Origin of the sequence: Leucobacter sp. NPDC058333 (genome assembly GCF_042726155.1) — a bacterium.
In the GTDB taxonomy this organism is placed as follows: domain Bacteria; phylum Actinomycetota; class Actinomycetes; order Actinomycetales; family Microbacteriaceae; genus Leucobacter.
Window position 1 is genome coordinate 46,119 of the sequence record NZ_JBHXHV010000001.1, and the last position, 26,704, is coordinate 72,822.

General features: G+C 66.7%; 23 protein-coding genes. 8 read left to right on the top strand and 15 right to left on the bottom strand.

Going from position 1 to position 26,704, the window contains the following annotated elements; translation table 11 throughout:
• Positions 1-2: 2 nt before the first annotated feature.
• A complete protein-coding gene (locus tag ACFWHR_RS00235; protein ID WP_382446258.1) occupies positions 3-239 on the bottom strand; it encodes an acetyl-CoA carboxylase in 237 nt (78 codons plus the stop codon).
• Positions 240-290: 51 nt separating this feature from the next.
• Positions 291-1,025: a 5-oxoprolinase subunit PxpA gene (gene pxpA / locus ACFWHR_RS00240; protein ID WP_382446259.1), complete on the bottom strand. Its 735-nt coding sequence runs from the start codon at positions 1,023-1,025 to the stop codon at positions 291-293.
• A 93-nt stretch (positions 1,026-1,118) separates the two neighbouring features.
• Here pxpA and ACFWHR_RS00245 point away from each other — a divergent pair, with 93 nt between their 5' ends.
• Entirely contained in the window at positions 1,119-2,585 is a 1,467-nt protein-coding gene (locus tag ACFWHR_RS00245; protein ID WP_382446260.1) for a PucR family transcriptional regulator, read from the top strand.
• A 128-nt stretch (positions 2,586-2,713) separates the two neighbouring features.
• On the opposite strand, the gene ACFWHR_RS00250 is transcribed toward ACFWHR_RS00245, so the two are convergent.
• The 3 genes from ACFWHR_RS00250 to ACFWHR_RS00260 form a co-directional block, all read right to left on the bottom strand.
• Positions 2,714-4,123, bottom strand: coding sequence for a purine-cytosine permease family protein (locus tag ACFWHR_RS00250; RefSeq protein ID WP_382446261.1), 1,410 nt, complete (start codon positions 4,121-4,123; stop codon positions 2,714-2,716).
• Positions 4,124-4,485: 362 nt separating this feature from the next.
• Positions 4,486-6,489, bottom strand: a complete 2,004-nt coding sequence (locus tag ACFWHR_RS00255; protein ID WP_382446262.1) for a hydantoinase B/oxoprolinase family protein — start codon at positions 6,487-6,489, stop codon at positions 4,486-4,488.
• On the bottom strand, positions 6,489-8,528 hold the full coding sequence (locus tag ACFWHR_RS00260) for a hydantoinase/oxoprolinase family protein (RefSeq protein ID WP_382446263.1): 2,040 nt from the start codon (positions 8,526-8,528) through the stop codon (positions 6,489-6,491). The genes ACFWHR_RS00255 and ACFWHR_RS00260 overlap by 1 nt, the downstream gene beginning before the upstream one ends.
• A 172-nt stretch (positions 8,529-8,700) precedes the next feature.
• Here ACFWHR_RS00260 and ACFWHR_RS00265 point away from each other — a divergent pair, with 172 nt between their 5' ends.
• The 3 genes from ACFWHR_RS00265 to ACFWHR_RS00275 all read left to right on the top strand — a co-directional run bounded on the left by ACFWHR_RS00265 (position 8,701) and on the right by ACFWHR_RS00275 (position 10,732).
• Positions 8,701-9,912, top strand: a complete 1,212-nt coding sequence (locus ACFWHR_RS00265) for a PucR family transcriptional regulator (protein ID WP_382446264.1) — start codon at positions 8,701-8,703, stop codon at positions 9,910-9,912.
• A gap of 65 nt (positions 9,913-9,977) precedes the next feature.
• Positions 9,978-10,283: a cupin domain-containing protein gene (locus ACFWHR_RS00270; protein ID WP_382446265.1), complete on the top strand. Its 306-nt coding sequence runs from the start codon at positions 9,978-9,980 to the stop codon at positions 10,281-10,283.
• The gene (locus tag ACFWHR_RS00275) at positions 10,280-10,732 is read left to right on the top strand and encodes a GNAT family N-acetyltransferase (protein WP_382446266.1); all 453 of its coding nucleotides are present in this window, start codon (positions 10,280-10,282) and stop codon (positions 10,730-10,732) included. The genes ACFWHR_RS00270 and ACFWHR_RS00275 overlap by 4 nt, the downstream gene beginning before the upstream one ends.
• A gap of 320 nt (positions 10,733-11,052) precedes the next feature.
• Here the strand turns inward: ACFWHR_RS00275 and ACFWHR_RS00280 are convergent, their stop codons facing one another.
• The 9 genes from ACFWHR_RS00280 to ACFWHR_RS00320 all read right to left on the bottom strand — a co-directional run bounded on the left by ACFWHR_RS00280 (position 11,053) and on the right by ACFWHR_RS00320 (position 20,294).
• Positions 11,053-11,886, bottom strand: coding sequence for a hypothetical protein (locus tag ACFWHR_RS00280; protein ID WP_382446267.1), 834 nt, complete (start codon positions 11,884-11,886; stop codon positions 11,053-11,055).
• A gap of 91 nt (positions 11,887-11,977) precedes the next feature.
• Positions 11,978-12,376, bottom strand: coding sequence for an acyl-CoA thioesterase (locus ACFWHR_RS00285; protein ID WP_382446268.1), 399 nt, complete (start codon positions 12,374-12,376; stop codon positions 11,978-11,980).
• A 26-nt stretch (positions 12,377-12,402) separates the two neighbouring features.
• Positions 12,403-14,013 (bottom strand): chlorohydrolase family protein, encoded by a 1,611-nt coding sequence (locus ACFWHR_RS00290; protein WP_382446269.1) that lies wholly within the window; start codon positions 14,011-14,013, stop codon positions 12,403-12,405.
• Positions 14,010-14,846, bottom strand: a complete 837-nt coding sequence (locus tag ACFWHR_RS00295) for an ATP-binding cassette domain-containing protein (RefSeq protein ID WP_382446270.1) — start codon at positions 14,844-14,846, stop codon at positions 14,010-14,012. Before ACFWHR_RS00295 ends, ACFWHR_RS00290 begins: the two co-directional genes overlap by 4 nt.
• Entirely contained in the window at positions 14,843-15,700 is an 858-nt protein-coding gene (locus ACFWHR_RS00300; RefSeq protein WP_382446271.1) for an ABC transporter ATP-binding protein, read from the bottom strand. The genes ACFWHR_RS00295 and ACFWHR_RS00300 overlap by 4 nt, the downstream gene beginning before the upstream one ends.
• On the bottom strand, positions 15,697-16,581 hold the full coding sequence (locus ACFWHR_RS00305; protein ID WP_382446272.1) for an ABC transporter permease: 885 nt from the start codon (positions 16,579-16,581) through the stop codon (positions 15,697-15,699). The genes ACFWHR_RS00300 and ACFWHR_RS00305 overlap by 4 nt, the downstream gene beginning before the upstream one ends.
• On the bottom strand, positions 16,578-17,528 hold the full coding sequence (locus ACFWHR_RS00310; protein WP_382446273.1) for an ABC transporter permease: 951 nt from the start codon (positions 17,526-17,528) through the stop codon (positions 16,578-16,580). Before ACFWHR_RS00310 ends, ACFWHR_RS00305 begins: the two co-directional genes overlap by 4 nt.
• A gap of 3 nt (positions 17,529-17,531) precedes the next feature.
• Positions 17,532-19,187, bottom strand: coding sequence for an ABC transporter substrate-binding protein (locus tag ACFWHR_RS00315; protein WP_382446274.1), 1,656 nt, complete (start codon positions 19,185-19,187; stop codon positions 17,532-17,534).
• 57 nt (positions 19,188-19,244) lie between these two features.
• The gene (locus ACFWHR_RS00320; protein ID WP_382446275.1) at positions 19,245-20,294 is read right to left on the bottom strand and encodes an amidohydrolase family protein; all 1,050 of its coding nucleotides are present in this window, start codon (positions 20,292-20,294) and stop codon (positions 19,245-19,247) included.
• A gap of 110 nt (positions 20,295-20,404) precedes the next feature.
• Between ACFWHR_RS00320 and ACFWHR_RS00325 the strand changes: the two genes are divergently transcribed.
• From ACFWHR_RS00325 to tagD, 4 genes are all read left to right on the top strand, one after another.
• Entirely contained in the window at positions 20,405-21,088 is a 684-nt protein-coding gene (locus tag ACFWHR_RS00325; protein WP_382446276.1) for a FadR/GntR family transcriptional regulator, read from the top strand.
• On the top strand, positions 21,075-22,262 hold the full coding sequence (locus tag ACFWHR_RS00330) for an MFS transporter (protein ID WP_382446277.1): 1,188 nt from the start codon (positions 21,075-21,077) through the stop codon (positions 22,260-22,262). Before ACFWHR_RS00325 ends, ACFWHR_RS00330 begins: the two co-directional genes overlap by 14 nt.
• Before the next feature lie 9 nt (positions 22,263-22,271).
• Positions 22,272-22,487, top strand: coding sequence for an SCO4848 family membrane protein (locus tag ACFWHR_RS00335; RefSeq protein WP_382446278.1), 216 nt, complete (start codon positions 22,272-22,274; stop codon positions 22,485-22,487).
• Positions 22,488-22,860: 373 nt separating this feature from the next.
• On the top strand, positions 22,861-23,259 hold the full coding sequence (gene tagD, locus ACFWHR_RS00340) for a glycerol-3-phosphate cytidylyltransferase (RefSeq protein ID WP_382446279.1): 399 nt from the start codon (positions 22,861-22,863) through the stop codon (positions 23,257-23,259).
• A 65-nt stretch (positions 23,260-23,324) separates the two neighbouring features.
• On the opposite strand, the gene ACFWHR_RS00345 is transcribed toward tagD, so the two are convergent.
• Positions 23,325-26,600: a M14 family zinc carboxypeptidase gene (locus ACFWHR_RS00345; RefSeq protein ID WP_382446280.1), complete on the bottom strand. Its 3,276-nt coding sequence runs from the start codon at positions 26,598-26,600 to the stop codon at positions 23,325-23,327.
• Positions 26,601-26,704: the final 104 nt, after the last annotated feature.

Below are 26,704 nucleotides of genomic sequence, written 5' to 3' on the forward strand. Positions count from 1 at the left end.
CATCAGTCGATCGTCGCGATGACGTCGCCGGGGCCAACCGTGCCGTTGTCTTCGACCGCGAACGAGGCCACCGTGCCGGCGGCGTCGGAGCGAACCTCGGTGAACTGCTTCATGATCTCGATGACGCCGATAGTCTGGCCGGCCTCGACGGTGTCACCCACCTCGACGAACGGTGCCTTCCCTGGGGCGGGGCTGCGGTAGAAAATGCCGGGGAGCGGTGCGATGACCTGTGAACTCATGTGTGTGATCTCCAGTGATGCGGTGTTGGGTAGAAGTGAGGAAGGGGTTCGTTACGCTGCGAGCGCGTCGCGCACGGCGTGCGCGACCTCGACGGCGTTCGGGGTGTCCGAGTGCACACAGACGCTGCCGAAGCTCATCGGCAATTCGGTGCCGTCGTTCGCGAGAATCGTGCCGGTCTCGACCGCGCGGCGCGTGCGCTCGGCCGCGGCTGCCGGATCGGTGGCGTGCGGCTGACGCAGGATGATGAGCCCGCCGTCAGAGTTGTAGTCGAGGTCGACGTAGAGTTCGCCGACGAACGGCACGCCCTCGCGCTCTGCGACTCGCTGGTGCGCGGAGCCCGCGATGCCGAAGATCGAGACGCCGAAGTCAGCTGCGACGCGCACGGCCCCGAGCATCAGCTCTTCGTCGCGGGCGAGCATGCCGTAGAGCGAGCCGTGCGGCTTGATGTGGTTTAGCTCGACGCCGGTCTTCCGCAGAAATCCGCTCAGGGCGCCGACTTGGTAACGAATGAGATTCTCGACCTCCTCCGGGGTGAGCTTCATCTCGCGGCGGCCGAAACCGACGAGGTCGGGCAATCCGGGGTGCGCGCCGACGCGAACGCCGTGCTCGCCCGCGAGCGCAACGGTGGCCGCCATGGCTTGCGGATCGCCCGCGTGAAAGCCGCAGGCGACGTTCGCGACATCGATGATCGGCATCAGTGCCGGATCGTTGCCGAACGTGTGGAGGCCAAAGGCCTCGCCCATATCTGAGTTGACAGTGATTTCTTCACGACGGTGTGCAGTCATGACGTTAAAGCTACGCCGTGGCCTCGCGCGGCGTTATTATGCAATCGCAAGAATGTTGAAGACTGATTTGTGCAACTGCAATGGAGGAGTCGAATGCGCATCGTCGACCTGCTCGCCGACCCGTCGCTCGATCTACGGCTCGAAACCCCATCTACTGCGAAGCGACTCGACCGCGAGATCGTGCGCTGCGCGCCGATGGAGCACCTCGATCCCACCCCGTATCTCGATGAAAACGTGCTGCTGCTGACATCGGGCATCGGCATGAACTTCATGGAGCCCAGCATCTGGGACGGCTACGTTGAGCGCCTCGCCCGCGTGCCCGTCTCGGCGGTCGCGTTCGCCGTGGGGCCGGCACACCGTCACCTGCCGCCCGGGCTCGTCACGGCCTGCGCCGCCTACGATGTGCCGCTGCTTGAGGTGCCGACCACGGTGCCGCTGCACAAGATCGACCAGTTCGTCGAGGAGTGGCTGCAGGCTGAGCGCCTGAAACGGTTCGACCGCGGCTGGCTGCTCGCCGACGAGTGCGCCCGACTCGCGAGCCAGGGCGCCGAGATCACCACGCTGCTCGCGGCGATCCACGCGGTCATCGAGGGGCCGCTCGCGGTCTACGACGCGTTCGACTCACTCATCGCGCAGTACCCAGAGACGGCGACGTGGCGCACGGGAGCGGGCCGCGCCGAGGGCCCCGATGTGCTCAGCATTCCGCTGCCGATGGGCCTGAGCAATCCCTGCCAACTCGCGGTCAAGCTGCACCGCTCTGCGATCGAGGTGGAGACGCTGCTCGCGCCGGTGACCGCGATCCTCGCGCTGCAATTGAATCGCGCCGTCGCAGTCGATGCGAGCAGCCACCAAGACATGCTGCGGTTCGTGAACCGCTGCGTCGGCTGGTCGGAATCGACGCGCAGCGATGTCGCGAACGCGTTTCACGAGCTCGGACTGAGCCGCCGGGCCGAGTCGGCGTTGGCCGTCGCCGACCTGAGCGGCGACCACGCCGCGGCCGCGTGGAAATTGCGCGTCGCGCTGCACGACGTCTTCCACGACGTGCGCGTCGCCGAAATCGACGACCGCCTGATCGCGCTCGCGCAGTTTCCCCGCGAGAGCTTCGCCGAGGCCTCTGAGCAGCTCCTCCTGATCAAGCCGGCCCTGCCGCTCGTGTACCGCGGCCCGATCCGCACCATCGATGAGCTGCGTATCTCGCTCGTGCACGCCCTCGATCTCGTGCACCACACGTCGAAGCCGGTCGTCGCACCGGCGCTCGGTCTGAGCGCCGTGGTTGCTGCGGCCGCGGGGCGCGGGGCGCGCGAATCGGCGGAGCGCTTTCTAGCACCGCTACTCGAGCACGACGAGCAGCGCAGCACGGAGCTGCTGCCTACGCTGCGCACCTGGATCCGCAACGACGCCCAGCCGTCGCGCACCTGCGAGGAGTTGTTCATTCACCGCAATTCGCTTGGCTACCGCATTCACCGCATCGAAGAGATTCTGGGGCTCTCCCTCGACACCCTGGAGGGCAAGGCGACGTGCCTCATGGCGCTGCGCCTCGTCGACATCGAGCCGTACTAGCGGCGGGGCGGGCCGCGCATGCAAGCGTCGCGCACATGCGAACCGCGCATGAAAACGGGCCGCCTCCGGGGTGTCCCGGAAGCGGCCCGCCAGTGTGGCGCGCGAGTGCTGCGCGCCGTGGAGTGCGACTAGGCGTGCACGACCTTGATCAAGCCGGTGCGGCTCGTCGGGTGCACCTTCCACAGGATCGCGTAGACGATGGCCGCCGAGACGGCCGTGAGGATCGGGCCCCACGTCGAACCGACGCCCGCGAGGTCGGGGTTGATCGTGCCGAGCTGCAGCATGACGAAACCGATCACGGTGCCGACGATCCACGAGATGAGACCGTTGCTATTGAATGCTCGGTAGTGCTGATCGCCGATCGCCGAGTGCTCCTGGTTCTCGCCGCGGTTCAACAGCACGTGCGTCAGCGCGATCGCGACCCACGCCGTAACGAGCACGCCCTGCCAGGCGAGCGCCAGCAGCAGGTACTGCACGATGGGCAGCAGCATCAGCAGGAAGATGATCAGCGACGAGATCAGCACCCACACGATGTTCGGCATATTCAAGCGAAGCACGCGCTCGCCGAACGCCTTCAGGTTGGCCGCGCCGAGGTAGTAGTTCGCCGTGTTGATGCGCGTCTGCGATGCGATGATCACGATCAGGCCGAGAATGCCCATGAGCGAGACCATGCCGCCGGCGACGCCGCTCTCGGAGACCTCCATGCCGGGAATCGTGAACGTCAGGAAGATACCGACGAATGCCGAGAAGCCGTAAGCGAGCACGTAGAACACCGGGCCGAAGGTGAAGACCTGGTGGAACTTGACGTCCTTCCGCTTGCCGAGCGCCGCGTAGTCCATCGTGAACATCATCATGATCCAGATGCCCATGTACCCGGCGAACGTCGCGAGCCAGCCCGGGCCGCCGAGCGAGAACGGCAGCGGTACCTCGGGCGCGTGGGTGAGCCACGCGTCGCTAAAGCCGTACTGCACGCCTGCCCAGATCACCGCGGCGATCAACCCGAAGAAGTAGAGCGGCATCAGCCAGCCGTTGAGCTTGTCGAGGAACCGCCGCACGCCGCCGATGATCAGCGGCGTCGAGTAGATCACGACGACCAGGCTCCACACCCACATCTCGCCGCCGAACGCAGCCATGAAGGCGTACGCGACAATCGAGCCCTCGAACACGGCGTAGTAGATCGCGACGAGCGCGAAGATGATCGTTGCGATCGACGATCCTGCGGTGCCCAAAATGGTGCGCGAAAACTGGGCCACTGTGGTGCGGTTGTTGAGCGCGTACTTCGAGAGCACTGCGTTGATGGCGCCGTACGCGATGATGGTCAGAATGATGCCGATGATCGCGTTGACCGTGCCATACGCAGCGGCCATTGCGGCACCGATGTAGACGAAGAAGAACGCGCTCGCAACTCCGTACCAGGCGAGAGCGAGCGATCCGCGCTTCATCTGGTCTTCATCGCTGCCCTGACGAGCGAGTGCGTCTGTGGCCTCGACGTCGTCGTTGGTCCCGGTGAGATTGAAACTCACGATGTGTACCTCCATTGGTATCCGGGTGTTGCCGCTCGACGATCTGCTCGTACTGCAGTGCACGAGATCGGAAGCGGCGGCGGGGTTCTGATGCCGCGTCGGCGGGTGCCGTTGCGGTGGGTGGGTCGGGTGCGCCTGGCGGCCCCACCGCTTGGCATCGGAACTTATTGTTATGGAAGGTGTGACGAACAAGTATTGTGCATCGGCGGGAACATTCCCGGTGCTTCTCGGTCATCTGCACAATGCGACTCAAAAATCGGTGGAGCATCATTGCTGCCAAGTCACGTCGCAGGGTGCACTGAGCGGGGGCTCCCCGGGCTGGTGTTCCCGGGGAGCCATCGCTCGGCGCGTGGCACCTCGCCGTTTATTCGCGACCGCTAGCGCTCCCAGTGCGCTGCCGAGCGCCGGGTCATTTGCTCGCGGTGCTGCCGGGTCGTTTCCTCGAAGAGCTCGCCAGTGCCCCAGTCGAGGATCACGCCGTGCCGGCGAATCACATCGAGTAGATCGATTTCGCCAGCGCGGTACTGCTCCGCCACGGTCGCGGGGTCGGTCTCGAGCCAGCCCCTGCGGTGCTGACGAATGTACGTCCGCTGCTCGGCCGTGCGCTCGCGATCCAGCTCGTAGAGATCGAGATCGGGATCGATGGGGGTGATGACGACACCGTAGTCAGCGGCGGCGCGCTCGATCGAGACGTAATCGTCGATCACGTCCTCGAGCACCTCCTCTGGGGTGCGGTCGAGCGGATCGCCGAAGCCACCGCCGCCCGCGGAGGGGCGATAGAACGTGTCGCCGGGTTGCACCGGAACCGACGAGAAGATGGAGCCCAGGAAGCGCTCGTTCTCGGTGTCGCGGTTGAGCCATACGCCGTGGGGAATGGAGGGCAGCCCGCCCTCGATGCCCCAGGTGATCGAGCGCGCTCGGTCGCAGCAGTAGCTCATGACCGAGGCGTCGGCGTCGGTCAGCGTGCCGCCCTTTTCGACGCCGCAGCCACCGCGGAACCGGCCGGGCCCGCCCGAGTCGGTGCCAATGCGGTGCATCGTGGTGAGCACGGGGGTCAATCGCTCTTGCCCTTCGCACGCCTGCACGGCAAGACCCACGCCGAACACCGGCGCCGTAGCCGTCGAGCCGTCCTTCGAGGAGCGGCCGCCCCAGCCGCCGGCCATCCAGTCGTACCACATGAAATACGGGTTCTCTTCGCGGCGCGAGTCGCGGCCGCCGACGAGCAGATACTCGAGATTGAATGCGCACGCCATCGCTCGCTCAGGCATGATCTGCGACCAGATCTCGAAAATGCCGTTCATGAGTTTCTCGTACGGGCCTGAGCAGAACCCGGTGACCGCGTGCGGCCAGCCGGCATTGACAACCGTGCCCTCTGGCCCGATCTCGGCGGTCACCGCCGCGTAAAAGCCCGAGTTCAGCGGCACGTCAGGGAAGAACGTCTTTGTGCCAGCGTAGATCGCCGAGAACGTGGTGCCGTAGCCCGAGTTGAGAAAGGTGTCGACGACACCCGCGCTGCCCTCGAGGTCGTAGTGAATGCCCTCGCCGTCGAGCGTCATCACGATCTTGACGGGCACAAGGCCCTCTGGTTTGCCCGGGTCAAGGTCGAGGTAGTCGACCGTTTCCCAGCGGCCCTGCGGCAGATCAGCCAGGCGGCGGCGCACGGTGCGCTCGACGTAATCCTGGGTCTCTTGCATCGCGAGCTCAACGGTCTCGGTGCCGTAGCGCTCGACGAGCCGCAGCACCTCGCGCTCGCACACCGCGGTGGCCTCGGACTGCGCGTGAAGGTCGCCGAGCGCCTGCTCGGGTGCGCGCGTGTTCGCGACGAGCAGCTGCGCAACATCGTGCAAGAAGACGCCCTTCGACCAGACGCGGATCGGCGGAATGCGGAGCCCCTCACCGAAGTGCTCGGACGCCGACACGTCGAACGACCCCGGCACCTTGCCGCCGATGTCGGCCCAGTGACCCTTGTTCTGCGCGAACGCGATGATGCGCCCCTCAGAAAACACCGGCCGCACGAACGAGACGTCATTGAAGTGGGTGCCGCCGCGATAGGGATCGTTGATCGCGAACACGTCACCGGGGTGAATGTCGCCGTCGAACTCCTCAATGACCGCCTTGGCCTGGAAGTGCAGGGTGCCGACGTGCACCGCGATGTCGCCGGAGCCCTGCATCACCGTGTTGCCGCGCGCATCGCAGAGCGCCGACGAGAAGTCGCGCGAATAGATAACGAACGAGTAGCAGGTGCGCAGAATCTGCTCACTCATGAGGTCGACGCTCGTGGCGAAGGCGTTCTTCAGCACCTCGAACGTGACCGGGTCGAGCGTCGTCTGGCGGGCGGGAGCCGCGCCGGTCGCGGCGACGGGGGCAATGGTGTCGCTCATCAGTTGATCTCCTCAAGGTGAATACGAATGTTGAGCCACTCGTCGATCTCGGCGTTCGTGTGCGGGGGCACGACCGTGGTCGAGTCGAGCTGATTGACGATTGCGGGGCCGCTGAACGCCGTGCCAGCGGCGAGCGCGTCGCGATCGTAGACGGGCGTATCGAGCCAGCCGTCTGCGCCGAAGTAGACCGGGCGGCGGCTTGCGGGTTCGCCCGGCGCTTGCTCAACGACCTCGGCCGGGCGGAACGACGGCTTCGGGATCTTACCGACGGCGGCGAGGTGCAGCTGGTACACCTCGACGGGAGCACCGTCTTGGCGGAAGGCGAACTCGCGCTCGTACTGCTCGTGGAATGTGCGCACCGCCTGCGGCAGCGCCCCCGGGCCGGTGCCCATCGGCACCTGCAGCGAGCGCCACTGCCCCTGGTACCGCATCGAGATCTTGCGCTGCAGCATGCCGTCTTCATCGGCCACGCCCTCGTGGCGCAGCCGGGCCGATGCCTCGTTTTCGAGTGCGACGAAGGCCTGCTCGATGCCCTCCTCGTCGGCTGCCGACGCGAGACCCGTGTACATGTGGGCGAAGTCGTGCTGAATATCGACGAGCAGGCACCCCATCGCCGAGGTCACGCCCGGGCTCGGCGGCACGACCACGGTGGGGATCCCGAGCTCGCGTGCGACGTCGGCACCGTGCAGTGCACCCGCGCCACCGAAGGCCAGCAGGGCAAAATCGCGCGGGTCGTAACCGCGGCGTATGGAGACGAGGCGCACGGCGTCGGCCATATTGGCGTTCGCCACCGCAACTACCGCGTGCGCGGCCTCTTCGAGCCCCATCCCCAGCGGTTCAGCGATCACGCTGCGAATCGCGGCTTCAGACAGCGACTTGTCGAGCTGCTTGACGCCACCCGCGAGCGAGGTGCCGAGGCGGCCGAGTACGACGTTCGCGTCGGTGTTCGTCGGCTGATCGCCGCCGGTGCCGTAACACGCGGGCCCCGGGTCTGCGCCTGCCGATTGGGGGCCGTTACGCAACGATCCGGCGATGTCGATGTGGGCGAGCGAGCCGCCACCCGCGCCGATGGTCAACACCTCGATCGACGGGAAGATGATCGGGTGACCGTACTCGACCTGCCACTCCTGGGAGACGCGCAGTTCGCCGTCGGCGACGAGCGCGATGTCGGTCGATGTGCCGCCCATGTCGAGGCTGACCGCGTTGTCGTAGCCGCACTGCTGGGCGATGTGCTTCGCCGAGATCGCTCCCGCCGCAATGCCAGAGGCGGCGAGCCGCACCGGGAACTTCTCGACGAGGCGCGGGGTCATCGAACCGCCGCCAGAGTGCAGCAGCAGGAGGTCGCCGCGGTAGCCACCGTCCTTGAGGCGGCCGGCGAGGCGGTTGACGTAGCCGGAGACGAGCGGTGCGAGCACCGCGTTGGCGACGGCCGTGTTGAAGCGGGGGTATTCGAAGATCTCGGGGAGCACCTCGGCCGAGGTCGAGACCGTCGCGTCGGGGATCGTCTCTTCGATGATCTCGCGCATGCGCGTCTCGTGGGCGGCGTTCGCGTACGAGTTCATGAAGCACACCGCGATCGTCTTCACACCGCGGCGGTGCAGCAGATCGGCGAGCTTGCGGGCCTCGGCCTCGTCGAGCGGGGTGATCGTGTTGCCGTTGAAGTCGATGCGCTCGGTGACCTCGAAGCGATCGCGGCGGCGAATGTACGGTTCGGAGACGTCGTTGTACGCGTCCCAGAGGTCGTCTTTGGTGCCGTCGCGAATCTCGAGCACGTCGCGGAAGCCGCGGGTCGTGACCATCGCGGCGGCCGGAAAGTTGCGGGTGATGAGCGCGTTCGTCGCGACGGTCGTACCGTGCGAGAACTGCGCCACCTGCGAGAGGTCGATCTCCCCGCGCTCGACGCCGTGCATCACGGCCTCCATCGGGTCGCTCGGGGTCGATGGCACCTTGGTGACGCGCATCTGCTGCGTATCGTCGTCGAAGATGCACACGTCGGTGAACGTGCCTCCGACGTCGACCGCGACACGGACGTTGTTCATGGGCTCCTCCTGGAGATCGTCATTGAGTTCCGGCTGCCTCAACCTTCGTGCGCCGCGGGGCCGCGGTCACTAGAGAAAACGAAGCTTTCAACGGACTGCATTGTAGAATTTCCAAAAATCACGCCGCTGGGCGATCTGAAACCTCCCGTTCACACAATGCTCGGAGCATTCCATGGCGATGACGCCCGAACCACTGCCCGAACTCGATCGACTGCGCACCACGCTCGACATCACGAACGCGCTGCTCTCGGCGGTCGCATCTACCGATCCCGTGCACGCGCTCACCGCACGCATCAGCACGATCTGCCGGGGCACGGCCGTCATTTACGACTTCGAGGGTTCGATCGTCGCGAGCACCGGCGAGGCACCGACCCAGCTGATCTGGAATGAGGTCGCGGCCACGCACCGCCGCGAACTGCACCTCGAGATCGGCCGGTGGGCGGTGCGCACGCGTCGCGTCGCCCTGCGCGACGGCGTGCATGTCATCGCGATCGCGAGCCGCAGCGCCGACACGCTGGATCAGCTCGGCGTGCTGCTGCTCGACACCTCCGAGCGCCTTCTCGGCGCCGTGCACGGCATCCAATACGGCGCAACCCAGCGCGATCGGCGCGACAACGAACAGCTCATTTCGTCGCTCTATGACGGCGTGCTGCCCGCCCGCGAACACCGCTTCTGGAGCCGGCTCTCGCAGTTCCGATTTCCGGCCTACGCCGCTATTCGCACGATCGAGGCAGCGCCGCTCGACGGGGCGACCGCGACAGAGGCCGACATCACCCACCTGCTTGCCCGCGCCCGTTCGGCCGATCTCCCGCTGCTCGTGATGCTGCGCCGAGTCGACATGGATTCCCCCGCCACGATCTCGGCGATCGTGACCGATTCACCGGCGAGCGAGCGCTGGATCGCGGAGATCTCGCACCAGTTTCTCGTCGGCGCTTCGGCACCGTTTTCTGCGCTTTCGCGCATCTCCGACTGTGTGCGCGAGGCTGAGACGGGTCTCGGCATCGCGCGTCAGTGGGCGGCAGCAGCGGCCGCGCCGGAGGATCTCGGCCCGGTGCTCATCGACCGCATCGACCTCGCCACCTGGCTGCTCTCGCACGTCGACGCGCGACAGCTCGAAGAGCGCATCAGGCACACGCTCGCCCCCATCGCGTCGCCGCAACTGCGCGAGACGCTGACGACGTACCTCGCGGCCGAGCAGAACATTGCGCGCACGGCCGAGGCGCTGTTCGTGCACCCGAACACCGTGCGGTACCGAATCTCGCGCGTCGAGGAGGCGCTCGGCCAGCCGATCACATCAGCGTTTGCGCTCGCGAACGTGATTCTCGCGCTGTACCCCGAGCTCATCGGCCTGCGATCCGAGCTCGGAGGAGCTGGGCGGGCGTAGGCTGAGGATCGGGATCTGCGGCGCCCGCGCTCTCGCATCGGCCGCACCACGATCACAGGAGAACGATGAGCAACGACGCACACGGCGCAGGATCACAGGGCGAGGTTCAGCTTGAGAACGAGTTCTTTCGCGTCACCCGCTGGACGATCGAGGCTGGCGGGGCGATCCCGATGCACCGCCACGACTACGAGTACGTGGTCGTGCCGCTCGTCACCGACACGATGCACGTCGTGATGGCCGACGGCAGCGAGATCGTGGCCGACCTGACCTTCGGGCAGAGCTACACCCGCCCCGCGGGCTCCGAGCACCGGGTCGAGAATCGCGGCGACGGCGCTCCGATCGTGTTCGTCGAGACCGAGCGCCTCGCATGAGCGCCGCAGTGGTGCGCGACATCGCCCCGGGCGATCGCGAAGCGTGGGCGACGCTCTATCGCGGCTACCGCGACTTCTACGGAAAGCCGCACGACGAGGCCGTCTACGAGACCGTCTGGGGTTGGCTGCACGACCCGTCGCACCAGACCCGCGGCCTCATCGCCGAGGTTGACGGCACGCCCGTCGGCATTGGCCACTACCGCACCTTCGCTCGCCCCATCGACGGAGGCAAGGGACTCTACCTCGACGATCTCTTCACCGCGGCAGAAGCGCGCGGCACGGGCGCGGGCAGCGCGATCCTGCGCCGCCTCGCAGACATCGCCCGCGACGAGGGCGCCTCGCTCGTCCGCTGGATCACGGCCGACAGCAACGCCACCGCCCGCAGCCTCTACGACCGCGTCGCGACGCACACCCCGTGGGTGACCTACGATCTGAAGCCTTCGGAGTAGGGGGCGGGCGCAAGAAGCAACCCTGGCCTGGTAGTTCAGCGTGCTGACCGACGCCTCCATCGGTCCACGAGGGACTTTGCGCATGAAACCAGCACGCCCCCCGCGATCCCACCCATCACGCAGCCGACCAGAGTCCAGCCGAGAAGGTCATCGGAGAGTGCCGGCCCAGACGCAAGGACGTAGGCACCCCAACCCACCAGTGGAAGCAGTGCGACGATTGTTCCGGTGATTCGAGGCATCAACTGCGAAAGTGCGCCGCAGACAAGCCCTATCACGTAACTGAGCAAGATCATGAGAAATGCCCCTTTCTCAGATCAGAACTACTTGCACTTTGGATAGGTGGGCCACCATGTGCCGATCGTCGGGGGCACTCCCGCAATATGCACAGTCAAGCACTTCCCCCCGGCCAAATTCGCTCCATTGATCGCAGCAAGTGCAGTACATGCAATCGAAAAAGCTTTGCCTGCAGGGTGGGGCGACTTGCCCAGTGCAGCCGCGCACGTAGCGACCGTGCCAGTGACCGCAATTGACTCTGACTTGTTGAAGCCGATCTGGTAATACCCCGGATAAATCCTTACTGTCGGGTCCGCAACGACAGGAAAGGCGATGTCGGCGCTGGTATCTACATCTTGAATGAGCCGATCGCCGTCAACACGAAAAGTAGTCGGGATTGACTTGCCATTTGCGTCGACGGCCCAGGGCGCCTCGACTCCTGCAAGGAAACTTCCGTCCTCATTTACAACTGTCACCCTGCCGTCATCAAGGACGTTTAGCTCCGCATTAGCGAATGTCCACGACGGAGTGCTCTGATCGTCCAACAGGATGGCTGTGAAACGTGTACCTGACTCATCGAGCCGTTGAGCCGTAAAAACGGTACCTTTGCTCACTTGATCGTTGTTAATCGATACCGAGACAGACGCCAAGTCACGCGTTTCGCCCGAACCGAGAAGCTCGAGTGATCCGCTCTCATCGGACGCGTTATCACCCAGCGCGACCTCTTCAGCGAAATGAACCACTGCTTCAACAGCCGGTCGCGATTCCGGATCAAACCGCGAGTCGTCCGCGTTTGCATGAGCAGAAGTGGCACCCCCAAACAGCATGGCGGCTATGACAAACGATCCAAATGTTAAATAAACAGCTTTCTCTTTGTACATCTAATTAATGTACCCGAGTCATCAAATACCTTCAAGAAGAATGCCCTATCTTCTGCGCTATCGCGTTTCCCCCGTTCTCGCAGGAGCGCGTCTAACCGCGCAGCCGCTCGGTTCCCGGTGTTGCCTCCGTGCGGCCGTGCACGACGGGGGCTCCCTGCGCGTCGACCGCGACGAATACGATGCGCTCGAGCGTCAGAATCTCGGCGCCCGTGACCGCGTTTTCGACGCGACAGCTGAGCGTGATCGAGGTGCGCCCGAACCCCACGATGCGGTACTCAAGTTCGAGCAAATCGCCCCGGTCGGCGCGCGCCGAAAAGTCGATCGCCGACATGTGACGCGTGACGACGTCGATGGTGCCGAGCTGAGCCACGGCCACGATCGCGGCCTCCTCGTCGACCCACTGCAGCAGCCGGCCGCCGAACAGCGCGCCGTGCTGATTGAGGTCTTCTGGCTTAACCCACTTACGTACGATGTGCCGATAGTCACTCATGCCGTCAGCCTACTGGCGGGCGCGAACTATTCGGCACTCGGGAAGACCGGCGGGAAGAGCTCCCCCGCGCCCGCGAGCGCATCCCGCTCGCCGTACCCCGCGCGCAGCTGCTCGAACACCCGCTGACCCTCCCGACGCAGTTCGGCCAGGTCGATGCCCGGCAGTTCACCGTCGCGCATCACCAGACGTCCGGCCACCATACTGAAGTGCGCGTCGCGGCCAGTGCCGGCGAGCACGAGCGTGCGGATCGGGTCGTCGATTGCGCCCATCCGCGGGTCGTCGAGCCTGAAGGCGACGAGGTCGGCCGCGGCACCCGGCTCGATGCGGCCGAGATCGGGGCGGTGAAGCGCGCGGGCACCGCCCAGTGTCGCCGCCTCGACGTACTCGGCGAGCATGCCTCGGCCGAGATCACCGTGCTGCGCTTTCGCGAGCTGCACACCGGTGTCGATGGCACGCACGAGGTCGGGTGGAAACGAGTCACTACCCAACCCGATGTTCACGCCAGCGTCGAGGTACTGTGACAGCCGCTCCAACCAGAACGCGTATCTCGCGTTGGTGAGCGGGCAGTGCGCGATCGACACCCCGGCGGCCGCGAGCCGCGCCAAATCGCCACTGTCGCCGTGCTTGTCGCGTAAGTCGCCATCGACATCGGGGTGCACGTCGAGGTACACACCGTGCGCGAGAATGAGCCGCTCGGTGAGCAGTCCGCAACGCTCGAGCACGTCGAGCGGCGCTCCCCGCCCGTCGCGCGCGAGCACGCCGATCTCGGAGTCGAGCCCCTGCGTCGCGTGGGCACGCACGAGCACGTCACGCACGGCCGCGATCCGCCCCGTCTCCGTCAGGATCGCGTCGCTCACCGTCTCAATGCGGCAGGGCACCAGCGCACCGGTCACCAGCGGATCGCCGAGCGCCTCGACGGTGTCGAGAAACCGCACCGCCTCCGCAAACGAAGCTTCGCCGCGCGCCTCATCCCAGTGCATGCCGGGTGATCCGTCGGTGTGGGTGACGTGCACGCCCGAGCGGTACGACGGGCCGAGAAACGTGCGGATACCGAGCGCGCTCGCGGTCTGCGCGGTGTCGAGCAGGTCATCGTGGGTCTCGGCCCAGGCAACGTGCACCTCAGACGCAATCGGCATCGCACTCGTGACGCCGTGCAAGATGAGCTGCACGAGCCCGTACTTCCGCAGCACGCTGCGATCTGCTGCCGACAGCACCTCGCGCGGCGCGCGGGCGTAGTCAGCGGACCATTCGAGGCGCGCCTCGTGCTCGGGCCCCCACCACGAGTCGAGCAGCAGGTGATCAATGTCGACGAGCCCCTCAAGGTCAATGAGGCCGGGCATCAGCAGGCTCTCGCCGAGTTCGATCACCTCGTCCGCGTCGGCCGCGAGCGCGGCCCCGGCCACCCCGCTCGCCACGGCCACGATGCGGTCCCCGCTGACGAGGACGGTCGCATCACGCACCTCCACGAACCCGCCCCCGCCGATCCGCCCCGAATCGAACACGACCGCGTAGTCCGCCCGAACCGCGACCGCTCGCGAGCCCGCTCCGACCCCAGCTCCGACCCCAGCTCCGACCGCGGGGCCCGCCCCCGCTCCCGAGCGCCCATCGACCGGACCCACTTGGGTGCTCTGGCTCACGATGCCAGCCGTTCGCGTCTCTTCGGCTTCCATCCCGGGCCGGGCACCGCCGCACGCAGCGAGCGCGTGTATGGGTGGGTGGGGTTCGCGAGGAGATCCGCGGTGATGCCCTGGTCGACAATGACCCCGTTCTCCATCACCACCATGCGGTCTGAAATCTGATGCACGACGGCGAGGTCGTGCGAGATGAACAGGTAGCTGACCTGCCGCTCGGCCTTGATGTCGGCGAGCAGATTCAGAATCTGCGCCTGAATCGAGACGTCGAGCGCCGCGACCGCCTCGTCGAGCACGATCACTTTCGGGTCTGCGGCGAGCGCCCGCGCGATCGCGACGCGCTGCCGTTGGCCACCCGAGAGTTCCCGGGGGTACCGGTCGAAGAATCGCTGCGGCAACCCGACCGCGTCGAGAATCCCCTGTGCCTGCTGCTTGATCGTGCCCTCGGCCGGCCGCGCCCCGGCGGCCTTCGCGTGCAGGCGCAGGTTCGACATGATCACCTCACCGATGCGCTGGCGCCCGTTCAACGAGGAGTACGGGTCTTGAAACACGTACTGCACCTCACGCGCGCGCTCGCGGCGGGCGGCGAGGCTGCGGGGAGCAGCCGAGCGGTCCTGACCCAGCACCGTGACCGTGCCGGACGTGATGGTTTCGAGGCCCACGATCATACGCGCAACCGTAGTCTTGCCCGAGCCCGACTCCCCCACGATGGCGAGGCACTCGTCCGCGTACAGATCGAACGAGACGCCGTCGACGGCGACGACTTCTTCGCCCTTCGATCCGCGCGGTGCCGGGAACACCTTGCGCAGCTCACTCACGGTGATGATGGGTGCGCTCATGCGGTGGCCCTCGCCTTCAGTGCTTCGTGGATTTCGAGGTTGTATTCGAGCACCGGCAGCCGGTCGAGACGCTCCTCGATACTCGGCCGAGCACCCAGCAGCTCCACCGTGTACGGGTGCTGCGGGGAGTCGTAGACGTGCGTGCCCTGCTCGACGATCTCGCCCGCGTACATCACCGCGAGCCGGTCGCAGCACGCGTTCGCGAGCTCGAGATCGTGGGTAATGAACAGCAGCGAGAGCCCGCGGGCCTTGCGCTGTTCGTCGAGGATCGCCATGACGTCTGACTGGGCGGTCACGTCGAGCGCGGTGGTCGGCTCATCGGCGAGGATCAACTGCGGTTCTGCGAGCAGCACGCTCGCGATCATGACGCGCTGCAGCAGCCCACCCGAGAGCTCATGTGGGTACTGCGAGAGCCGCCGCTCCGCGTGCCGCACCCCGACCTCGTCGAGCAGCTGCACAGCGCGGCGCTTCGCCTCGTCGAGCTTCACACCGCGGTCGCGCACGAGCGCCTCCGTCAGAAAGTCGCCCACGGTGTGCACGGGATTCACGTGCGCGCGAGGATCCTGAAAGATCATCCCCACGTCACGCGCCCGATACCGCCGCAACCGCTCCCGCTTCATGTCGAGCACCGATTCACCGTCGAAGCGCACGGCACCCTCGGTGCGAAACCCAGCCGCGAGCATTCGCGTGACGGCTCGCGTGGTGAGCGACTTGCCCGATCCCGACTCCCCGACCAGCCCGAGTGCTTCGCCCCGATCGAGGGTGAAGCTCACCCCGTTCAACAGGTCGAGCCGGCGGTACTTCGTGATGAGGCTGGCGTGCAAATTTTCCACCTCGAGCAGCGGTGTGCTCATCGGATGCTCCTTGCGTTCGAGGCGAGCCGGTCGCCAATGACGGTGATGCTCCACACGATCAGCACGATCGCGAGTCCCGCTGCGATCGCTTCGAGGGCCTGGCCACGCAGCAGCGAGTCGAAGCCGCTCTTGACCATGAGGCCGAGATCGGCGGTCGGCGGCTGCACGCCAAGCCCCAGAAATGAGACCGCGGCGAGGTCGATCACCGCGAAGCCGAGCGATGACACGGCCTGGGCGACGACGATCGGCTGCACGTTCGGAAAAATCTGCCGCAGGCTGATGCCCACGCCCGACTGACCCTGCAACCACGCCGCCTGCACATACGGCATGCCGCGCTCGCGAAGCGCCGCACCGCGCACCACGCGCGCGACGTAGGGGATGTACCCGATTGAGAGTCCGACCACGACGGTCGGCAGATTCGGCCCGAAGATCGCAACGGCGATGAGCGCAAATACGATGCCGGGCACCGCGAACAGCACGTCGAGCACCCACGAGATCACGGTGTCGACGCGGCCTCGATTCCAGGCTGCAATGAGGGCGAGCGCGCTCCCGACAACTGTGGCAATGAGGATCACGAGCGTCGGGCCGAGCAGCGTAATGCGCGCGCCGTACATCAACCGCGACAGCAGGTCTCGGCCGAGTGCGTCGGCGCCGAGCAGGTGCTCGGGGGTGGGGCCAGAGAGCGCCGCGAAAAGATCCGGAAAGTCGGGATCGTAGGGCGCAAGCCACGGCGCGAACAGCGCCGCAACCACGAACACGGCGAGCACGACGACGGCGATGATGCCCGTCGGCCCGAGCTTGCGACCGGCGAGTACGAAGCGGCCGGGGTCGGTCGCCCGCGACCGGCGCAGGGCGATCTGAGTGGTGCTCGGCGCGGTCATTGCTTGCTCCCCAGTTGGATGCGCGGATCGATGATCGTGTACAAAAAGTCGACGACCGCGTTGATCACGACGAACGCGACGACGAGCACGAGAATGACAGCCTGCACCACGGCGAAGTCACGCTGCAGAATCGCGCGGACGAGCAGTGATCCGAGGCCGTCGAGCGCGAACACGTTTTCAATGACCACGGCACCCGCGATGAGCGTCGCGACCGTCAGCCCGAGCACCGTCGTGATCGGAATCAGGGCGTTCCGCAGAATGTGCCTGCGCACGATGATGCCGGAACGCAGGCCCCGCGCGACGGCCGTCTGCACGTGCTCGCGCCCCTCTTCTTCGAGCACCGAGGCGCGCGTGATGCGGGCCTGATACGCGGCGCTCGCGACGGCGAGGGCAATCGCTGGCAACACGAGGTGGGTGAGCGTGTCGAGGCCACCACTGCCGCTACCGTTTGTCGGAAACCAACCGAGCCCGACGGCGAAGACGCTGATCAGCGCGACACCGATAACGAAGGCCGGGGTCGCAAGGCCGAGCGTTGCGAGCGTCGTCACGACCTGATCGACCCACCCGCCCTTGAGCGAGGCGACGAGTCCGAGACCAACGCCCACGACCGCGATGATGAGCGTCGCCAGCGCGATCAGCGCGACCGTCGTGCCAATGCGACCACCGATGAGATCGGAGACCGGCTGCCGATACACGACCGAGTCGCCGAGGTTGCCGGTCAGAATGTCGCCGACCCACGAGAAGTACCGCACGAAAAACGGGTCGTCGAGGTGGTACTGCGCGGTGACCCGCGCGATCTGCTCGGCCGTGCCGCCCCGGGGCCCGAGCACGAAGCTGAGCGGGCTCCCGGGAGCGAGATACAGCATGCCGAAGACCACGAAGGAGGTCACGAACAGCACGAGCACGAGGCCGCCCGTTCGCTTCAGCAGAAATGCGGGAATCGACACGAGCTACTCCACGCCCCCGATGGTTGCCGCCCACGGGTACCCGAGGTACGCCGACGAGGCGGTGGCTCCCGAGATCGCCTTGTTCTGCACGAGGATCACCGGCAGGTCACCCATCGGCAGCCACGGCAGGTCGCGCGTGATCTTCTCTTGCGCGGCGATCGTGTACTTCGCGCGCTCGACCGGATCGAGCGTGCCGCGGGCCTCGGCGAGTTCTTTCGCAGCGCCGTCGTACTTGATGAAGTTATTCGTGCTCTCGGGCGTGAAGGTCGTGTACACGTCGAGCGGATCTGTCACGTTGCCGTAGTAGGTCGTGAAGAACCCGTCGAGCCCCTCCCGCGCCTTCGGATCGAAGTAGAGGTTGCCGAACTGCTCGACCGGAATCACCTTCGTCTCGATCTTGAGCCCGATTGCCTCGCCGGCCGCCTGGATCAGGTTGGCCGTTTGCTCGTGCACGGCAGACGAACCCTGCACCCCGAGCACGATCGGCTCGGAAACGTCTCCGGCCTCCGCGAGCAGCGACTTGGCCTTCGCGATATCGGGCTTGATCGAATAGCTGTCAAACGCCTTCTGGAAGAGGTCGCCAGCCTCACCGGTGCCGTAGTAAGCGGGCCCCGCCAGCACGGGCGACGGGATCGCCGCACCCTGGAACACCACGTCAGCGATGGCTTCGGTGTCGATCGCCGCGAGCAACGCCTCACGCACCTTCGGATTCGAGAACGTGCCGGTGTCTTGAATCGCCCGCAATGACCAGAAAATGTACGACTTTCCGAAGGTGATCTTCGCGTCGCTGTCTTCAAGCTGTGTGAGTCCCGCCGGCGGAAGATAGAAGAACTGGCCATCCACATCACCCGTGCGCAGCGCGTTCACCGCCGTCGACTCGTCGGCGATGAAGCTGAAGGAGAGCTGCTCGACCTTCGGCACGAGGTTCGCATCCCAGTAGTCGGCGTTCTTCGTGAGCGTGATCGCCTTGCCCGGCTCCCAGCTTTCGAGCGCGAACGGGCCCGTGCACATCAGCCCGCCCTTGGGAGTACCGAACTGCTCACCCGCGGCCTCGGCAGCCGCCTTCGAGACGATTGCGCCCGCGGCGCTCGACATGCCCTGCGCGAAGAGCGCATCGGGCTGGCTCAGCGTGACGGTGACCTCTGCGTCGCCGGTCTTCTCGACAGACTTGACGTTGGTGAAGTAGTCAGACCAGTAGGTCGCCGAATCGGGTCCGACCTGGCGGCTCAGCGAGTAGACCACGTCGTCAGCGGTGAGCGGGGTGCCGTCCCAGAACGTGACGCCGCTGCGAAGCGTGTAGACGTACGTCGTGTCATTGGGTGAATCGACCGATTCGGCGAGAGCGTTCTCGATTTCGAGGTCGGGGGTGATGCGCGTCAGGCCCTCGCAGAGATTCGAGTCGACCGTGTTCTCGGCGTAGTTGAATGAGAGCATGGGGTCGAGCGAGAGCGGCTCGTACGGCAGATTCCAGGTCACCCGGTCGACGGGGGCGGTGCCCGGGTCGGTGGTGGTAGCGAGGTCAGCGGCGTCGATGTTGAACGCGGCGCTCTTCGAGCCGCCTGCGGCGTTGCCGCCGCCCGCACCACCGCCCGAGCAGGCGGTGAGGGTCAGCGCAGCGACGGCGAACGCGCCGATCAGCGTGAGTGGTCGGATAGACACGGGGACTCCTTTGTTCCAGCGAATGGTGTGACGAGAGGTGAGTGTGAAGTGAAGCGTTCAGGCCACTGCGACGCCGCCGCGCACCACGCGGCTCGGCGCCGGGCGATCCGTGACGAGCTGCGCGATACTGCCGGCCGCGAATTCGAGATACGTGTCGCTCTCGGGGGTCCAGCCGGCGATCTCGGGTAGGCCGAGCATCTCGCCGCCCGCGACCGACGCGATGGCGAAGGCCCGCTCGAGGTCGGCGTCGGTGAGCGCACCGGTGCGATAGGCCAGCAGGTGCGCTCGGTCGACCATGCTGCCGGTGCCGAACGGGCTCCACGAATCGCGCACGCCGTCAGACCCGGCGACGAGACGCACGCCGTGTCGTTCGAAGCGGTCGATGTCGGGCACGGGGTCGGGGCCGAGCGCGCACGTGGTGATCCAGATCCGCGCTTCGGCGACGAGATCGAGCGTCTCCCCGAGGCTCACGAGCGCCGTGTCGCAGAGCGCGAACGCGTGCCCGATCGTGACGCGACCCTGACGGCCGCCCGCGATCGTGCGACGCGCGATCTCGCGAATCTGCTCGAGTCCGTGCTCGCCACCGTCGTGCAGGTGGATGTCGATGTCACGGCCGGCGCGGTCGGCCAGGCCGAATACCGCGTCGAGGTGCCCGTGCAGATCGCCCTCGATGCCGCCTGGATCAATGCCGCCCACGAGATCGGCTCCCGCGTCGAGCGATGCGGCCATCACCTCGAGCGTTCCCGGATTCGTCAGCAGCCCGAATTGCGGAAACGCGACGATCTTCACCGTCAGACCCGGCAGCCGCTCAGCAGCGGCCCGCACCCCCTCGACATTCGCGATGCCAATCTCTGAGGAGACGTCAACGTGGGCTCGCATGCCGAGGGTGCCATTCGCGAGCGCGTGCGACAGCAGCGCGAACGAGCGCTCCTCGACGGTGTTCGGAAAGTCGAACTGCGTCGCGCGATCGTTTTCGATGAGCTCGGCAAGGGTGGCCGCTGGCCGACGCGACATCCACGGGCCGCCCCACGACGTCTTGTCGGGATGGATGTGCCCGTCGACCAGGCCGGGGGTGCGCAGCCGGGGCTGAGTGGGGGTCGCCGTCATTGGTGAGCCTTTCGCGTGAGAGAGACCGTTTGCGCGACTCCGAGATGGCGCCGGTTAAACGTAAGACATATGATAACCATACAAGTACCCCGATCTGCAAGGATGGTGACGTGCAACACATTCAACGACGCTCTCTCGTCGACACGGTGGTCGATGAGCTGAAGCGCGAAATCTATGAGGAGCATTGGGTGCTCGGCACCCGGATCCCCTCAGAAGCTGAGCTCACCGTCGCGCTCGGCGTCAGCCGCCCCTCAATTCGCGAGGGGGTCAGAGCACTCGTACAGCTCGGCCTGCTCGAAACCAGGCAGGGCGATGGCACGTACGTCATCGCCACCGACCCGACGCAGGTCGCGCTGCGCCGCGCGCTGCACTCCGCCGACAGCCGCGAGGTCATTCGCGTGCGCCGCGCGCTCGACGCGCTCGCCGCGTCAGAGGCCGCGACAGCGCGCAGCGAGGCAGACCTCGCCGCGTTGACGGCGCTGCTCGACCAGCGCCGCGCGGCGATCGACGCCCGCGACTCCGAGGCCTTCACCGAAGCAGACGTCGCGTACCACCTCGGCATCGCGAAAGCCTCTGGCAACCGCCTGCTCTCGGATATCTACGCGAGCTTTGACACCTCACTGCGCGAGTCAATTTCAGACGCATCGTGCCTCGCCGTCGGTGGCGACCCGGATCGCGCGGACCAGCACGAATCACTGCTTCGGGCGATTGCCGCCGGCGATGCAGACCGCGCGCGCGATGCCGCACTCGGCGTCCTTGCCCAGCAGGAACGCCTGCTCGATGAGCAGCCCTAGCCGCCGACAGGGGGTCGCAGCAGGAATACTCACCGTCGCCGTCGGGCTGAGCGTACGCTACCCGATCACGAGCGTGTCGCCGTTGCTCGGCGAGATCAGGGACGCGTACGGACTCTCGCACACCGCGATTGCCGTGCTCACCTCCATTCCCGTGCTGCTCTTCGGTCTCGCGTCGCCACTCGCACCGGCGCTCGTGGCGCGGCTCGGCCTATCGCGATCCATTTCGATCCTGCTCGCCGCCCTCGCGGTCGCGACGCTCGTGCGCCCCCTCGCCCCCGTTCCACTGTTCGCCGGCACCGTCATCGTCGGCGCGACGATTGCGCTGCTCGGCATTCTCGCCCCGCAGATCATTCGCCACTCGCTCGCAGCGAAGGGCGGATTCTGGACAGGGGTGTACACGACCTCGTTCGGCGTCAGCGCCGCGACCGGCGCTGCCCTGTCGATCCCGCTCTTCCACGCGTTCGGCGACCGCGCGGGCGCCGCGCTCGCCGCGTGGTCCGTGCCGCTGCTGATCGCGACCGCACTCGCGCTGGTCTTCAGTCGCCGGGTCGACGGCGGTGTGGCCGGCGGTGCGAGCCCGGGCGACCAGCCGCGCACGTCGGTGTTCAGGGCGCGCGGCCTCTGGCCAGTGACCGGATTCTTCGGCTGCCAGGCGCTGATCTACTTCTCGCTGACCGCGTGGCTCCCGACGATCGCGATCTCGCGCGGCGCAGACCCCGCACAGGCGGGACTGCTGCTCGCCTGGATGAGCATCGCCGGCCTGCCCGCCTCGCTCATCGCGCCGAGCCTCGCCTCGCGCGCCCGGTGGCGAATCGGCCTCCTCGTCGGCACGGCAACGCTCGCGATCGCCGGTTTGCTCAGCCTCGCGTTCGCGCCGACGACACTGATGCCCGTTGCCATAGCGGTGCTCGGCATAGCGTTGAGTTCGGCGTTCGGCCTCTCGATCGCGCTGATCGTCTTCACCGCCCCGAGCATCGCGCAGACCGCGTCGTTCTCCGCGGTCAGCCAGGGCATCGGATACGGGGCAGCCGCCGCAGGGCCCCTCGTACCCGGCCTGCTCGTCGAGTCGGGTGTCGGGTGGTCTGCGGTGCTCGTGATGCTCGCCATCGTGGCGCTCGGCGAGCTCGCGTTCGGCGTCGCCGGGGCCCGGGCGTCGCGCACCCCGCGCGCCTAGACTGAACGGATGGTCGCTTTCGCCGGAATCTTGCTGCTCATCAACGCCGTCTACAACGTGGTGGTGTGGCCGCGCTTCTGGACCCGCGTCGCGAAGGACCCCCGGGCGCGCGACGATCAGGGCCGCGCAACCAAGTTCTTGCGGGTGCACGCCATCCTGATCGGCGTCGCGCTGCTCATCGCGCTCGTCTCCGCGATAGCGGGCATCTGGCTGCTGGTCGCTTAGGGCCGCGCGGGCGGGGCCCGGGGTCGGTACTCGCCGAGCCCCGCTGTGCCTGCCGAACCCCGCTGTGCCTGCCGAACCCCGCTGTGCCTGCCGAACCCCGCTGTGCCTGCCGAACCCCGCTGTGCCTGCCGAGCCCCGCTGTGCCTGCCGAACCCCTACTTACTCGCCGAATCCCTCCCCAACATGCGTGATCGCGGGAGGGGCTCGGCGAGTAAGTAGGGGTTCGGCGCATTAGCTGGCACGTGGCGGGCGGCGACGGGCCACACGGGCGGGCGGGCAGCGATGAGAGACGGGCGGGCGGGCGGCGGGCCACGCGGGCGGCGGGCGGGCAGGCGCGTCGCAGTAGCAGGGCCGTGAACCGTACACTGGGGGCATGAAGCGGATCCTCACCTACGGTACGTTCGATCTCCTGCACTGGGGACACATCCGTCTACTGCGCCGTGCAAGGGCGCTCGGCGATTACCTGGTCGTCGCAGCGTCGTCCGAGGCGTTCAACGCTGGCAAGGGTAAGCAGACGTATCACGACTTCGAAACGCGCAAGAACATGCTCGAGGCCGTGCGCTACGTCGACCTCGTGATTCCCGAGGAAGACTGGGATCAGAAGATCCGCGACGTGCAGAAGTACGAGATCGACACCGTCGTGATGGGCGGCGATTGGGAGGGCGACCCCCGCTTCGAGGTTCTGCGCGATTACTGCGAGGTCGTCTATCTCGATCGCACCGAGGGAGTCTCGACCACCAAGATCAAGAACGAGCTCGGCACGAGCGCGTAACGCATCGGCGGGAGCCGGGCACCCGATGTGGGGCCCGGCTCCCGCCTGTGTGTGGCGGCTGACCGCTACTCGGCGACCACCCCCGCACCGGCGCGCTTGCGTCGAATCACGAGCGCCGCGCCTCCGGTCAGCGCGAGGAGCAGCGCGAGCGCGATGCCACCGGTCAGCTCCATGCCACCGGTGTTGCTGAGCGCACCCTCGGACCCGTCGGCAGCGCCACCGGCACCACTGGCGGATCCGGCTGAGCTAACCGAGGCCGAAGCCGATCCGGCATCGGCTGAACCGGAAGCGGCGGCGCCGCTATCCGAGCTGCCGACGGCACCTGCATCGGCACCCGCACCGGTGCCACCGTCTGCCGCGCCGTCTGCCTCGGCATCGGGGTCACCGCCCGGCACCTCGGCCGCAACGGCCACCGTGTCATCCCAGCCGATGAGCGAGGTGCCCGCCGCCTGAGTTGCCGCGATGCGCAGCTCACCCGCTTCGATGCCCTCGGGCAGCGCCGCGACGGTAAGCGACCCACCGTTGACGACACCAGCGGCCGCGGGAGCAGCTGCGGGAGCGTCAACTGGCTCGGCAGCAGGCTGCGCCGGATCCGCTGCGGGCACGCCCGCACCGAAGTAGCTCAGCTCGACCTCGGTACCATCGGCGACATCGGTGAACGTCACGTCGAACGGCTTGCCGATCTCGATCTCGTCGGGCACCTGCACTCCGCCGCGAGTGTCGTCGGTGAGGTGCTCTTCGCCGAGGGTCACCGGCACCGGCGTGCCCGCGTTCGCGTTCACGTCAAAGAGCGCCCGCGCGATCCACGAGTAGCTCCCCACCGGGTGCGTGCGGAAGTTCACCGATGTGCCCAGCATCACGAGTTCGCTACCCGATTCTGCCTCGGCCGAGACGACCGACGCCTGACCCGCCGCATCTGCCCGGCTCGCCCCCGCCGAATCGGCCCAGTGGCCCGAGACGAACAGGTTCTCTGCTGCGTAGCGCTGCTCCACAGCCGCGTTCTCACCGAGGCCTGAGTACCAGACCGCTGGCGTGACGAACGCCGTGTCTTGCGGGTAGGTCGAGAGCAACCCGCCCTCGGTGTTCTCAACGCGCACGATGCCGTTCGAGCTGCGCGTGCCGCTGGTCGCGGTCACCTGGGTGAGACCGAAGGTGTTCGCGACGCTTGCAACCGCCGCCCCCTTCCCCGCGACGCCGTTGCCGGCGGCGATGAACCGCGTCACCGCGTCAGCACCGGCGGCCTGCGCGCCATTGAACGCGAGGTTGCCGCCGACCCAGAGCACATCGACGTCGTCGAGCAGCGCGGGGTTCGCGGTGAGCGACGCAGCGCTGACCTGCACCTGGTCGGTAAAGCCGAGGCGGTTCAGGGTGACCCGGTCGTCCTGATTGCCCGAGTAGGCGACCCGCAGCGCTTTGAGCGCCGTGCTCGGCTCGGTGAGTAGGCGCGCGCCCGTCGAGGCCGTGAACTGCACCCCGTAGGCGTCGGCTACGGCTTGGGCGGCAGCCCGCGTGACCTCGTCATTGCCGAGAATCACAGAGCCATCGGCGAACTCAGAGATCGCCACGCCCTGCTCGAGCAGCACGTTGATCGCCTGGTACTCGGCGGCGCCGGGCGTTGCGAGTTCGAGATACCCCGCGCCCTCGGGCAGCACGCCAGTAGGCGCAGCGGCCGAGACGGCCTCGAGCCCCACCCCGTCGAGCGATGCGTCTTGCGTTGCACCGACGGGGAAGACGTCTGCGCCCCACAGCAGCGCGAGACTCCATGCCGACATGTCGTACATGTCGGGGACGCGCGTCGAAATGTCTGAGCCATCGGCGAGCAGCACATTGGCCATGCCGCGGAGCGGCTGATGCATGTCGACCACGTAGCTGCCGGCGGGGTACGTCGTCTCCCCCACCGTCACCGGGGTCGTCGCGCGCGACACCTCGACGCCATTGGCGATGAGCTGGTCAACGAGACGCGCAGCGTCGGTCACCGAGCGCTGCTGCTCAACGTTCTCGGGAATCACGTATGCACGGGGAAACTGCGCGCCGTAGACGTCGGTCTCGTCCCAGATCTCGATCCACTCCTGCGGAATGCCGGGGTAGTCTGCGGGGTTCGGATCAGCCGGGATCGACTTCAGCGGTTCGCCCGCGTCACCGCGACGGAAGATCTCCATCTGGTTCTGCAGCAGCGCGCCCGAGTTGTCTGCGAAGTACTCCGTTGCGGTCTCGACGGTGACCATGCCCACCTCGACATTGACGTCGGTGCGGCGCTGGCTCTCGACGGGATCAGCAGTGCGGCCGAGCGGCAGCTCGACGGTGTTCGTCACCGCGCCCTGGTAGGCGAGAAACTGCGGCGTGAACAGCGGCGGCCAGTCATCCCAGCCCGAGCGCACGTCGCGGTAGGGAATCTTGATCTTGCCGGTGTTTTCGGTGGTCACTCCGCCGTCGGCGGCGAGGTAGGTGTTGCCCTCGATGTTCGCGCCGGTCACGGCCTCTTCGATCGCGAGAGCGGCCGAGTAGGCGTGCGGCAGGAAGAGGTCGTATTCGTAGTTCTCACCGTGCGGCGGGCCGCAGGGTTCGATCTGCAGCACATCGGTGTAACCGTGCAGATCGACATAGAACGTGGGCTGGATCACGCCAGCGAGATCGCGGATCACGCGGGACTCGGGCGTGACGCCCGTGATCATGTCGCGGTTCGCGTCGAAGCCCTCAGCGTTTGCGCGCGTGCCGTTGACGCGGCCGTCGGGGTTGTTGGTCACGGTGAAGTAGAAGCGATACTTCTGCAACATCTCGACTATTGCTGGATCATCTGACATCGCGAGTTTCTCGATGTAGTCGAGCACGATGTCGGCGCCCTCCCACTCGTTGCCGTGGATGTTGCCGTTGAACCAGATCGGCACCTTGTAGCCCGCGTTGAGCGCCGCGTCGGCGGCGGCACCGGCCGGGTCGTGCTTGATCTTGTCTTTCCAGGCCCGCTGCTGCGCGGTCTGCTCTGGCGTCTCTGGTGCGGTCAGCGTGACGAGCTGAATGTCGCGCCCCTGGGTCGAGTTGCCCACGACCTGCGCCGACACCCGGTCGCTCGTCGCCATCAGACCGTTAACCGTGCGCGCCACCTCGGCGTAGGGCACGGCGCCGCGCACGAGCGACTGGTCAGCCGCATCGTCTGCCACCTCTGGCAGCGGCGTCTGAGCCGGATAACTACCCGGCCCCTGCACTCGATCGGAGATTTCGTAGGTGATTGGAGTGGGCAAATCGCCCGGTGCCGCGGTGGCCGCAGAGGAGACTCCCCCCACGAACAACGCCGCGATCAGTGCCCCCGCACCGATCATGGCCAGTGATGACCGTTTGGTAACCATTGTTGCCTTTCTGATTGTCGTCATTGACGCCAGCTGCGGCAGAGAACCCCCACCATCACAGCCGGGTATTACACAAATGGCGGGGGCCCAAATGGGTCCCCGCC